Source organism: Flavobacterium sp. (assembly GCF_030146175.1).
GTDB lineage: Bacteria > Bacteroidota > Bacteroidia > Flavobacteriales > Flavobacteriaceae > Flavobacterium.
Genome location: NZ_JASLCE010000098.1, coordinates 1 through 11,242, shown reverse-complemented (window position 1 = coordinate 11,242; position 11,242 = coordinate 1). Strand labels below are relative to the sequence as shown.

At 39.0% G+C, this 11,242-nt stretch carries 11 protein-coding genes and 1 pseudogene; 7 read left to right on the top strand and 5 right to left on the bottom strand.

Annotation, left to right across the window (positions count from 1 at the left end; genetic code table 11):
- Both Q1R07_RS11195 and bla read left to right on the top strand, forming a co-directional pair.
- Window positions 1-177, top strand: a pseudogene (locus tag Q1R07_RS11195) (SRPBCC family protein); the annotation flags it as partial.
- Window positions 178-285: 108 nt separating this feature from the next.
- A complete protein-coding gene (gene bla, locus Q1R07_RS11190; RefSeq protein WP_300490027.1) occupies window positions 286-1,182 on the top strand; it encodes a class A beta-lactamase, subclass A2 in 897 nt (298 codons plus the stop codon).
- A gap of 1 nt (window position 1,183) precedes the next feature.
- Here bla and Q1R07_RS11185 read toward each other — a convergent pair whose 3' ends face one another.
- The 3 genes from Q1R07_RS11185 to Q1R07_RS11175 are packed head-to-tail and all read right to left on the bottom strand — an operon-like array spanning window position 1,184 to window position 2,173.
- Window positions 1,184-1,561 (bottom strand): YchJ family protein, encoded by a 378-nt coding sequence (locus Q1R07_RS11185; protein WP_300490025.1) that lies wholly within the window; start codon window positions 1,559-1,561, stop codon window positions 1,184-1,186.
- Complete coding sequence (locus Q1R07_RS11180) at window positions 1,551-1,697, bottom strand: hypothetical protein (RefSeq protein WP_300490022.1); 147 nt, start codon at window positions 1,695-1,697, stop codon at window positions 1,551-1,553. The genes Q1R07_RS11185 and Q1R07_RS11180 overlap by 11 nt, the downstream gene beginning before the upstream one ends.
- Window positions 1,697-2,173 (bottom strand): hypothetical protein, encoded by a 477-nt coding sequence (locus Q1R07_RS11175; protein WP_300490020.1) that lies wholly within the window; start codon window positions 2,171-2,173, stop codon window positions 1,697-1,699. The genes Q1R07_RS11180 and Q1R07_RS11175 overlap by 1 nt, the downstream gene beginning before the upstream one ends.
- Window positions 2,174-2,355: 182 nt before the next feature.
- On the opposite strand from Q1R07_RS11175, the gene Q1R07_RS11170 reads away from it, so the two are divergent.
- On the top strand, window positions 2,356-2,733 hold the full coding sequence (locus tag Q1R07_RS11170; RefSeq protein ID WP_300490018.1) for a DUF423 domain-containing protein: 378 nt from the start codon (window positions 2,356-2,358) through the stop codon (window positions 2,731-2,733).
- A 48-nt stretch (window positions 2,734-2,781) separates the two neighbouring features.
- Here the strand turns inward: Q1R07_RS11170 and Q1R07_RS11165 are convergent, their stop codons facing one another.
- Together Q1R07_RS11165 and Q1R07_RS11160 are read right to left on the bottom strand one after the other, a co-directional pair.
- Entirely contained in the window at window positions 2,782-4,056 is a 1,275-nt protein-coding gene (locus tag Q1R07_RS11165; RefSeq protein ID WP_300490016.1) for a Glu/Leu/Phe/Val dehydrogenase, read from the bottom strand.
- A 467-nt stretch (window positions 4,057-4,523) separates the two neighbouring features.
- Window positions 4,524-6,533, bottom strand: a complete 2,010-nt coding sequence (locus Q1R07_RS11160) for a TonB-dependent receptor (RefSeq protein ID WP_300490014.1) — start codon at window positions 6,531-6,533, stop codon at window positions 4,524-4,526.
- A gap of 318 nt (window positions 6,534-6,851) precedes the next feature.
- On the opposite strand from Q1R07_RS11160, the gene Q1R07_RS11155 reads away from it, so the two are divergent.
- From Q1R07_RS11155 to Q1R07_RS11140, 4 genes are all read left to right on the top strand, one after another.
- The gene (locus Q1R07_RS11155; protein ID WP_300490012.1) at window positions 6,852-7,484 is read left to right on the top strand and encodes a Crp/Fnr family transcriptional regulator; all 633 of its coding nucleotides are present in this window, start codon (window positions 6,852-6,854) and stop codon (window positions 7,482-7,484) included.
- A 1-nt stretch (window position 7,485) separates the two neighbouring features.
- A complete protein-coding gene (locus Q1R07_RS11150; RefSeq protein ID WP_300490009.1) occupies window positions 7,486-8,286 on the top strand; it encodes a sulfite exporter TauE/SafE family protein in 801 nt (266 codons plus the stop codon).
- A 62-nt stretch (window positions 8,287-8,348) separates the two neighbouring features.
- A complete protein-coding gene (locus Q1R07_RS11145; RefSeq protein ID WP_300490006.1) occupies window positions 8,349-9,764 on the top strand; it encodes an MBL fold metallo-hydrolase in 1,416 nt (471 codons plus the stop codon).
- Window positions 9,765-9,896: 132 nt separating this feature from the next.
- Entirely contained in the window at window positions 9,897-11,015 is a 1,119-nt protein-coding gene (locus Q1R07_RS11140; protein ID WP_300490003.1) for a TlpA disulfide reductase family protein, read from the top strand.
- The last annotated feature ends 227 nt before the right edge of the window (window positions 11,016-11,242 follow it).

Here is an 11,242-nt window from a genome sequence, read left to right as displayed (position 1 = left end):
GCTGCGAGCGACAAATTACCTTTTACGTTAACCGCAAACATTAATACATTAACGGCAAACACATCGGAAGTTCAATTGTTATTTACAGGTGAATTTAACCCGATGATGGCGATGATGGTTAAAGGCCCAATCGGTAAATTTATCGAAACCTTAGCCGGAAATATGAACAAATTATAATCGTTCGATATAAAATTATTAAAGCCTTTTAGCCCAAAACTAAAAGGCTTTTTTTTATAAAATCGGAATTGAATTTATCGTAAATTTGATTCATTCAGCAAAAACGCCATGAATAGATTCAAACAAATTTTCCTAATCCTGACTTTTCTTTTCGGAGGCACCCTATTGGCACAAACCAACCGATTAAAAGCCCAATTCCAGGAAATCGTTAAAGACAAAAAAGCCACTGTTGGTATTGCCGTATATAATTTTACAACAAAAGATACAGTAACCTTTAACAACACGCCGGATTATCCAACACTAAGTGTCTATAAATTCCATGTCGCGCTGGCTGTTTTGCATTTGGTTGATCAAGGAAAATTACGACTGGATCAGGAGATTTTTGTAAAAAAATCCGAATTATTGGAAAACACCCATAGTCCGCTTCGCGAAAATTACCCGTATGGCAATATTAACATCAAGCTGAGTGAACTTTTAAGCTATATGGTTTCCCTAAGTGACAATAACGCCTGTGATATATTATTCCGACTGGCTGGTGGTACCAAAAAAGTAGATCGCTATATCAAAAACCTAAAAATAAAAGACACGCGTATCGCTGCTACCGAAGAAGAAATGCACCTAAAATGGGAAAATCAGTATCTAAACACAACATCGCCACTGGCGGCCGTACAGCTGCTACAGCAATTTTATCAGATGAAAATCCTATCTCCGACATCTTATGATTACCTGTTAAACGTGATGTTGGGCACCAAAACCGGTCCGGATAAAATAAAAGGACTTTTACCAAAAGATATACTTGTCGCACATAAAACCGGTAGTTCCTTTCGCAATGAGAAAGGTTTAAAAGCAGCCGAAAACGATATCGGCATTGTTTTCTTACCCGGCGGACAAACCTATGCGATAGCCGTATTCGTTAAAAATTCGATGGAAGATGATACGACTAACAATGCAATCATAGCAAAAGTATCCAAAGCTGTATTTGATCATTATTCAATCAAAAAATAGTTTAGTAGAATTTTCCGTCTACATAAAACCAATGCCCGTTTTGTTGTTTAAAGGTCGATTTTTCATGGTGAACCTGTGGTTGTAATTGTGCATCGAGAAAATAGGCTTTAAATTCTACAGTTTTTTCGGTAGCCTTTAGCACTTCCAGTTTTACCCACTGGTTGGTTGTCGCCCATTGCTCGATATCTTTTTTCGAATGGTATTTGCGTTGTGAAATATGCGTCGTTTTGAGTAGGTACTCGATCGCATGAACCGCATAGGCCGAATACCGGGAACGCATTAATGTTTCGGCTGTAGGCGCCGCTTTAATTCCTTTAATATAAGGCTCACAACAGTCGGAAAACGGAATTGGATTCCCACAATAACAATTAGGACTCATTCGTATCGGAATTAAATTTTTGCAGAATCAATTTTAGTTTTGCTTTACGATCGGATTCCGAACGTTGTTCCCGCAAACGCTTTTCATTGATTTTCTTACTGTGTTTTTTTCGATTTTCTTCGTTTTGCCGACTCATTACAAAAAGGGTTGTTTGATTTGTTGCAGGGTTTTATTTGTTGTGATCAAAGCTTCCGTTATCGTTTTTCGCAACGTTTCAACATCGTCATATTTAAGATAATCGGCCCAGTTATCGGTTTCAAAAAGCTTTTTGATCAATTGTATACGTTTGGTTGTTTCGGCGGCATTACGCAAAACCGCTTTACCGTCGTATTCTGGATTGGACTTATGTTGGAAATGAATCGCATCCGTTTCGGGATTCCATTCGACATAAAACAAATTTTCGGTTTCATTATTCGGATAAAAATCCGTCCATTTTGCATAGCCGGTTTTAGCTGTGGCATTATTCGTTTTTCCATCCGTTAAAGACAGCAAACGCCAACGACAATTGGCCGCTCGTCCCCAATGGTTGGAATTTCGGTAAACGCCCTCATCTGTAAAATAATAACTACTACCCGATTTACTATTATAGTGAAACTTTTTTTCTTGTAGCACATCGGGAGCAACCTCCTTAAAAATACAAAAGGTATGCTTAAAAAAATTTGTTTTATTGTACACTTTCCCGTTCATCCGGCAAAGATACTAAATGCAGAATTAAGAATTTTAATTGGTGGTTTGGCTTCACCCGCTTATATTTGTAATACTAAAACTACTTTCCCACCAAACAACGAACAATTATGAAAGAGACCATACTCACTATTGGTGCCTGCTATGGCGGTTTAGCCGTTATTTTTGGAGCTTTTGGAGCGCATATCCTACAAAAGAAACTAAGTACCAAATCGCTCAACAGTTTTGAAACCGGTGTAAAATACCAAATGTACCATGCTTTGGCATTGGTTTTTATCAGTAATCAATTTACTTTTTTAAAAACAAGTGAAAACTTAACCGCATGGTTTTTTATAATCGGAACTTTTTTATTTTCGTTTAGTATTTACGGTTTATGCCTGAGTAGTATAGGCGGAAAGAAATTAAAATTTCTTGGTCCCATTACGCCAATTGGCGGTTTGCTGTTATTTTTAGGATGGTTTTGTATGGCACTTAGCCATATCGTTTAAATAAAAAAGGACTGCAATGCAGTCCTTTTTCGAATATGATCTACCCGATTATGGGAAAATACCTCTTTGTTTGTATGCCATTTCAATTCGGGCTAATGCCTGAACATAAGCAGCCGTTCTCCAGTCTGTTTTATACTGACTTCCTGTTAAAACCACTTTACTGAATGCATCTTCCAGTTTCTTTCTTAACTTGATGATTACGTCGTCCATAGTCCAGATCTCTCCGTTACGGTTTTGTAACCACTCGAAATAACTTCCGATTACACCTCCTGAGTTACATAAGATGTCTGGAATGATTTCGATTCCTTTTGCTAATAAGATTGCTTCACCATCGGTATCAATAGGACCATTAGCACCTTCGGCGATAATCTGAGCCTTGATCGAATCTGCGTTTTCAGCAGTAATCTGGTTACCTAAAGCAGCCGGGATTACAACATCACAGTCAATTCCGAAGAATTCATCAGCTTTATAATCCTGAGTACCTTTGTATCCAGAAATGGTATTGTTATCGGCCTGGAAACGCAATAAAGCTTCCGGATCAATTCCTTCCGGGTTGTAAATCGTTCCGGTTGCATCCTGAACACCAACAAGGATAGCCCCGTTTTTGTTCATAAAGTGTGCAGCCCAGTATCCTACGTTACCAAATCCCTGAACGATATATTTTTTACCTTCCAAAGAAGTTCCTCTTAATTTAGCCCAAGATTCCAATGTTACTACCACACCAAAACCTGTAGCACGGTCTCTACCTTCCAATCCTCCTGATCCTACAGGTTTACCTGTAACAACGTGTTGGTTTTTAGAACGTTCAGCCGGTGCTTTTGTCGACATATAGGTATCGGCAATCCAAGCCATCATTTGTGCATTGGTATTTACATCCGGTGCCGGGATATCGTGTTCCGGACCGATGTTATCTCCTAAAGCATACGCAAAACGACGCGTGATACGCTCTAATTCGCCTTGTGAATATTTTTTCGGATCCAATTGGATACCACCTTTACCACCTCCGTACGGAAGTCCGGCCAAAGATGTTTTCCACGTCATCCAGGTAGCCAATGCTCTTGCAGCATCGATATCAACCGTTGCGTGGTAACGTAAACCTCCTTTGTAAGGTCCTAAAACATTATTGTGTTGTACTCTGTACCCTGTGAACATTTCGACTGTTCCGTTATCCATTTTCACCGGAAAATGAACAACAATTTCGTTATTCGTAACAGAAAGGATTTTTTTAACAGTCTCATCCAGTCCCATCACAGAAGCAGCTTTTTCAAACTGATTCTTAACATTTTCATACATGCTAGCCTTCGGCTTTTGTGCTGTTGCCATACTATTTAATAATTTACAACTTACTTTTGTTTGTTTGTTAGATTGCTCTGTAAAAAAGCATACAAATATATAGTTTTAAAATTGAAGCAAAAACGAATTACCCAATAAATTAACATAATTTAAACGGCATTCCGAGCCGTTTTTCAACTCCTCAAATTGCGACTTTTATAATTTGACTCCATGTGAAGACTCTTTATTTTTAAAAGTGACTTCAGACCGCTTAAAACAATGTTTTTTTATACTTTCCATATTTAGTCTTCTTATTCTAAAATCACAATGCCTTTTTAAGTCAAATTACTTTCCTTTTCAGGCAAAGCCTAATTCTGTTTTAGAATATCCCGTTCATTTGTAATCGTTTATCAATGGACTTGTATCATTCCGTTGATCAGCAACTCATATTTTCATTTTTTTAATTATCAGGTTTTATTTTTTAAAAGAAACGGCCGGCTATAATAACCGGCCGTTTCTTACTTTTTAAAAATCCGCAGCGTAACAAAAAAGTTCCTGCCTTCTTCCGGATAACCTTCCACCAGCATATAATTTTTGTCAAAAACATTATTAATACCCGCTTCAACACTCATATAACGCCATACCCGAGCCGATACCGCGGTATTGACAAGGGTAAAATCCGCTGCTCTGGTTCCGTAGCTCGTGCTGTTTCGCGACGCATTAAATTCTGTACTTACTAGCCATTGTATCGGCTGTATCGGTTTATACTGTGTATAGAAAAACACTTTTGTATCGGGAATATCCGTAAACAGGACGGTCGGATTGGTCGTATTGCGCCTTTCTATATAGGAATAGTTACCACCCAAAGACAGTTTTTCCCGGAAATCATATTTAAAGGTAATTTCCATCCCCATAAATTCGGCCGATCCGGTGTTTTGCATTTGTGATTTACCCGGCTCTACGTTATTCACAGTAAGAATAGCATCGGTAAGATGACTATAATATACCGAAAACTGCGTGGATAAAACTTTAAAAAATACTCCGGAATAGGACAAATCATAATTAACCGCTTTTTCCGGTTTAAGTCCCGGGTTAGGAATTGCCGTACCCATTCTGTAAGAATACCGGTCTTTAATTGTCGCAAAACGCGTTTTATGTGCCAGAGTAAAACTTGCTTTTTGATTTTCCTTAAAATTATAAAAGACTCCCAATTGTCCGTTCCACGCATTACTGGCTCCGGTTTTTTCAAAATCTGAAACCATCTGGGTCGTACTGTTATAATCTTCGGCAGTATCGTTTTTTCGAATACTATAACCTATCCCAGGAATAAACGTTAGTTTTTCGGTAACAGCATAGGTATTTTCTACAGCAAAACTCCCTGTATTATCTTTAAAATTCCGAACCGGCTCGTTACTATTGTGTTCCCGGTGGATGTCACTTTTATAATGGACTGAGAATTTCAAGAGGTTTTTAGGGATAACAGCTGTTCCAAACTCAACACTTCCACCATAGGTATAATCATCATAGAGACTTTGAAAAGCATAGGCTTTGGTTTGTGCCGTATAGGAAGCATCATCATAGCTGTTTAGTATGTTTTTAAATGTATCGTAGTACATCCGACTCTTGATATAATCTTTCCCCTTTAACCGCGTATTGGATAAAAAATAATAGGTTTCCTTATCCCAATCGGGCCATTGCCAAAAACGGGGTTTCGTATACAACGGATTCATCGGATCATCGCCCACATAGACGGGTGTTCCTTTTTCGCCTTTCTGAAAACGATAACCCAATACATATTCCTGTCGTTCATTGGGCGTCCATCCGGCTTTAAAACTGATCATCTGATCCGTCCGATAGGAATTATCCCGTTCGCCTCCATCTTCATAGGGACGCGTAGTAAAACCGGAAGCCATCCGATAACTATCGCGATGCAAATACGAATATCCGGCCTGGAAATAGTATTTCCCTAAATTCGAACCGATATTCAGATTTCCACGGTAACCATTAGTGTTGATCAACCCTAAGCTGCCGTCATATTCCATTTTTTCCGAAGGTTTTTTTGAAATCAGATTAATGGCTCCACCCAATGAATTCGGGCCATAAAGCAGGGACGAGAAACCCCGGGAAACATCAATAGCCGAAAGATCGAAAGTGGTAAACCGGGCGAGATCCACATAACCGTCATACGGAACATAAACCGGAATTCCATCCATATATACCGGAACGGCACGAAGGTCAAATCCCCGAACCGAAACCATCGATTCATTTCTTGGACCTGATGCCGTAAGATTAACACCGGCCAACAGATTTAAAGAACGCGATACCTCAACCTTGTTATGGGCTTCCATCGCAACCTGACTGATCCGATCTTTGATCACACTTTTCCGAAATGCGGTTATTCGTACTTCACCCAATTGAAAAAAAGCAGGCGTTACCGAGTCGGAGACTACTCTATTGGATTCCTGATTCTGAGCCTTACCCCAACTAGGAATCATCATAATCAATACAAAAAATGCCGTTTTACACATATATTATTGTTATTTAGTGATGTTAAACAATGTCATAAATAGGTGTGTGATTTGGGAAATCAAGGGGAATAAAAACGGTATAGAAATGGGAATCGAAAGCGTTATAATTATAACACCTTCGTTGTTTTTTATTGTATTTATTTTGGGTAAACTGGCTACAGGAGGAATAAATAGCCCGATGGTAGGTTTTACACGCAATTCGTTGTGTCTGATAAAGATAAAAATAAATTCGGATATAAAATCACTACACCCAATTCTTTTGAAACAAATGTTACATCAGGTTTCATTCCAAAAAGATACCTTTACAAAAAATACTATATGAAAGCACTCTTATTCGAATCGTACGACTTCATTTTTGAAGAAGCCCTGCTGGAAGAAATCAATTCGATTTCCAGTTATAAAAAATTCAAAGCCGACGACTACCTTATAGAAATAGGAGAAAATATAGAATGGATGCCACTGCTGTTACAAGGTGCCATCAAAATCATGCGTGAAGATTCCAATGGAGACGAACTGTTGCTTTATTTTTTAGAGCGAGGCGATACCTGCGCGATGACATTGAGTTGTTGTATGGGCAAAAACAAAAGTAAAATCCGCGCTATTGCCGAAACCGATGGCGAAATGGTGCTGATTCCCATTGCCAAAATGGAAGAATGGGTTGTAAAATACCCTTCCTGGCGGAATTTTGTATTCGAAAGCTATAACGCCCGTTTAATGGAAATGCTGGAAGCCATCGATACGCTTGCCTTTATGAATCTGGACGAGCGTCTGTATAAATTTATTACCGACAAAGCAAAAGTATTGGGCACCACCGAAATCAGTACGACACATCAGGAAATCGCTTCCGAAATGCATACTTCCCGGGTTGTAATATCCCGTTTGCTAAAGCATCTGCAGGACGAGCAAAAAATCAAATTACACCGTAACAAAATCGAAATTCTTGTTTTTTAAAATGGAATCGTTTTTTGGGTATATCGGTGCACTTTGCATCGGATTGATTTTAGGGCTAACCGGTGGTGGCGGTTCCATCCTGACAGTTCCCGTACTGGTTTATCTTTTGGGAATTCCGCCGGTTACGGCTACAGCCTATTCCCTGTTTATTGTAGGAACAACTTCCGGTTTTGGAGCCATTCGCAATTATTTTAAAGGAATGGTAGCTGTAAAAACCGCTTTTTTATTTGCGATTCCGTCGTTTATTGCGGTCTTCCTCACCCGTCGTTTTTTAGTTCCGGCGCTACCGGATACGCTTATAAAAACAGATTTTATCACATTGTCAAAAAATACCTTTTTGATGGGATTTTTTGCGATTATCATGTTTCTGGCGGCATTGGCGATGCTTCGAAAAAAAGCAAACGGCGACGAAACCGAAGCGGATACCTCAAAAAACAATTTCCTCCTACTCATTCCGCAGATTTTTCTGATTGGAGTGGTTATTGGATTAATTGGTGCCGGTGGCGGTTTTTTAATCATCCCGTCTCTGGTTTTCTTTGCTAAACTTCCGATGAAAAAAGCCGTTGGTACTTCTTTATTGATCATCGCGATAAACTCCTTAATTGGTTTTACCGGAGATCTGGAAAATCTAAATGCCGACTGGACGTTTCTTTTAACTTTTTCTTTGGTATCGGTTTTCGGTATCTTTGCAGGGATTTACCTCAACAGGTTTGTTAACGAAACACAATTAAAAAAAGGTTTTGGATGGTTTGTCCTTGTAATGGCGGTTTATATTCTGCTTAAGGAAAGTTTTCATTTGTGACAAAAGTCACTTTTCGAAAAAAAGCAACCCCTTATCTTTACACAAAATAAAAAAATGCAATTATGAAAATAGAACAGATTTATACCGGATGTATTGCTCACGCCGCCTATTATTTGGAGAGCAATGGTGAAGCAGCCATTTTTGATCCGCTTCGCGAAGTACAGCCTTATATTGATAAAGCCACTAAAGACAACGCAACGATCAAGTATATTTTTGAAACCCATTTCCATGCCGATTTTGTTTCCGGACATTTGGATCTGGCACAAAAAACCGGTGCTACAATTGTATACGGTCCAACTGCACAACCTAGTTTTGAAGCCACAATCGCTACAGACGGTCAGGAATTTAAAATCGGAAACTATACGGTAAAAGCGATTCATACGCCCGGGCATACGCTGGAAAGTACCTGTTATTTATTATTGAATGAAAACGGAGAAATGCACGGTATTATAACCGGAGACACCTTATTTATTGGTGATGTGGGACGTCCGGATCTGGCACAGAAACTGGTATCCGATTTAACGCAGGAAAAACTGGCGTCTATGTTATACGATTCCTTACGCGATAAAATCATGCCATTACCGGATCATCTGATTGTATATCCAAATCACGGAGCCGGAAGTGCCTGTGGTAAAAATATGAGTAAGGAAACGACCGATACGCTAGGGAATCAGAAAAATGTAAACTATGCGTTACGCGCCGATATGACCAAAGACGAATTTATTTCGGAATTATTGGATGGTTTAGGAGCGCCACCGGCCTATTTTCCTCAGAATGTTTTGATGAATATTCAGGGTTATGACAGTCTGGAGACTGTTATGGCAAAAGCCGATACACCGCTTCATCCGGAAGCGTTTAAAACGGTAGCTGGTCAGTCGGAAGCATTAATTCTGGACGTACGTCATGAAAGTGAATTTGTAAAAGAACATATACCGGGATCCATTTTTATTGGCTTACAAGGCAACTTTGCACCGTGGGTAGGTGCTTTAATTATGGATGTACAACAACCGATCTTATTAATTGTAACGGAAGGTAAAGAAAAAGAAGCCATCACCCGATTGTCGCGTGTAGGATTTGACAATTGTCTTGGATATCTGGAAGGCGGAGTTGAAGCCTGGAAAGCAGCCGGATTTGAAACCGACAGTGTTATTTCGATCAGTCCGGAACAATTTGCGACCGATAAAGACATGTCCAAACTGACCATCGTTGATGCCCGAAAACCGGGAGAATTCAGTGCCGAGCACGTAGAAGGCGCCATCAACATTCCGCTGGATTTTGTAAACAATCAGCTGGCAGAAGTACCTACTGAAAATGATTTCTACCTGCATTGTGCCGGGGGTTATCGTTCGGTGATTATGGCTTCCATTTTAAAAGCCAGAGGCTATCACAACATCATCAATGTTGAAAAAGGAATGTCCGGAATCCGGAATACGCCTGTAGCCTTGTCTAAATTTGTCTGCCCTTCCACTCAAAACTAATTACAAAAGCCCCAAAATCGGAACAATACGATTTTGGGGCTTTGTGTATCCAACTGTTAAAAATAATCTATTTAGCAACTGCTTTTAATCAGTTTTTAAATACATTTGTAACATAACAAATTAAAAATAACAATGAAGAAACTTTTTTTAGTACTGTCAATTGCTGCCGTATTTGCTTCTTGTAAAAAAGACAATGGTTTTACCATTTCCGGAGAAGCTAAAGGAGTCGATAATGACAAAATGGTTATTATTGCCACACAAAGCGAATTAGGTCCTATCTCTAAAGACACTGTAAAAATTAAAGACGGAAAATTCGAATTTAAAGGAATAGCCGATAAACCGGAATTTTGTTTCCTAAGAATTCAGGACATCGGAGACATGATACCTTTTATATTGGAAAACGGAACAATTAAAGTCGATTTTGTAAAAGATTCTATTCGTAATTCACGCGTTACCGGAACCATTACTAACGATCAGTTCCAAAAATATAACGACGAATCGAAAGTTATCTTTAAAAAGATGCAGGCTTTCCAGATTGCCAACAATCAAAAGATGGCAATGGCACAGCAATCTCAGGATACAGTTACTGTTAACAGTCTTAGAAAAGAATACATGGTATTCCAGAATGCTTTAAATAAAAAATCGGAAGATTTCATCGAGAAACACCCGGATTCTTTCTTATCGGTTATGTTATTGGAAAACTTTACGATGTATCAGTCATTACCGGTTGACAAAATCGAAAAGCTTTACAAATCACTTACACCTGAAGCCAAAGACAACAAACACGGAAAAACCGTAAAAGACTTTTTAGAAAAACAAAATGCGGTACAGGTTGGAAAAGCAGCTCCTGATTTTTCGGCTCCGAATCCGGAAGGAAAAACCGTATCGTTAAAAGAATCATTAGGAAAAGTAACGATCATCGATTTCTGGGCGTCATGGTGTGGTCCGTGTCGTGCGGAAAACCCTAACGTAGTCGCTTTATATAACGAATTACACCCACAAGGTTTAAACATCATCGGTGTTTCGTTAGACAAAGAAGCCGACAAATGGAAAGAAGCGATTGCAAAAGATAAATTAACCTGGACACAAGTTTCAAATTTAAAATTCTGGCAGGATCCGATTGCAGAAAAATATAATGTAAAATCGATTCCGCAAACATTTATTCTGGATGCTTCCGGAAAAATTGTAGCAAAAGACCTTAGAGGTGCCGAATTAAAAGCAAAAATATTGGAGCTTTTAGCAGCAAAATAAAGCCCTGACACAAAAATCCCCTTATGGGGATTTTTTTATTTACCTCAACAACAACGGCTTAAAAAAAAGTCAGAAATTATATTAGAAATAAGTTTGCATACTAAAAAAACAGTCCTATATTTGCACTCGAAATAATCAAGGAAACACTTGGTTAGCCAATGGGGAGATACTCAAGCGGCCAACGAGGGCAGACTGTAAATCTGCTGACTAAGTCTTCGCAGGTTCGA

Bases quoted from the DNA above. Each gene is read 5' to 3' on its own strand.
- Q1R07_RS11155 (WP_300490012.1), top strand. From the start codon at position 6,852: ATGAAAGCACTCTTATTCGAATCGTACGACTTCATTTTTGAAGAAGCC.
- Q1R07_RS11150 (WP_300490009.1), top strand. From the start codon at position 7,486: ATGGAATCGTTTTTTGGGTATATCGGTGCACTTTGCATCGGATTGATT.
- Q1R07_RS11165 (WP_300490016.1), bottom strand. From the start codon at position 4,056: ATGGCAACAGCACAAAAGCCGAAGGCTAGCATGTATGAAAATGTTAAG.
- Q1R07_RS11145 (WP_300490006.1), top strand. From the start codon at position 8,349: ATGAAAATAGAACAGATTTATACCGGATGTATTGCTCACGCCGCCTAT.
- Q1R07_RS11170 (WP_300490018.1), top strand. From the start codon at position 2,356: ATGAAAGAGACCATACTCACTATTGGTGCCTGCTATGGCGGTTTAGCC.
- bla (WP_300490027.1), top strand. From the start codon at position 286: ATGAATAGATTCAAACAAATTTTCCTAATCCTGACTTTTCTTTTCGGA.
- Q1R07_RS11140 (WP_300490003.1), top strand. From the start codon at position 9,897: ATGAAGAAACTTTTTTTAGTACTGTCAATTGCTGCCGTATTTGCTTCT.
- Q1R07_RS11185 (WP_300490025.1), bottom strand. From the start codon at position 1,561: ATGAGTCCTAATTGTTATTGTGGGAATCCAATTCCGTTTTCCGACTGT.
- Q1R07_RS11180 (WP_300490022.1), bottom strand. From the start codon at position 1,697: ATGAGTCGGCAAAACGAAGAAAATCGAAAAAAACACAGTAAGAAAATC.
- Q1R07_RS11160 (WP_300490014.1), bottom strand. From the start codon at position 6,533: ATGTGTAAAACGGCATTTTTTGTATTGATTATGATGATTCCTAGTTGG.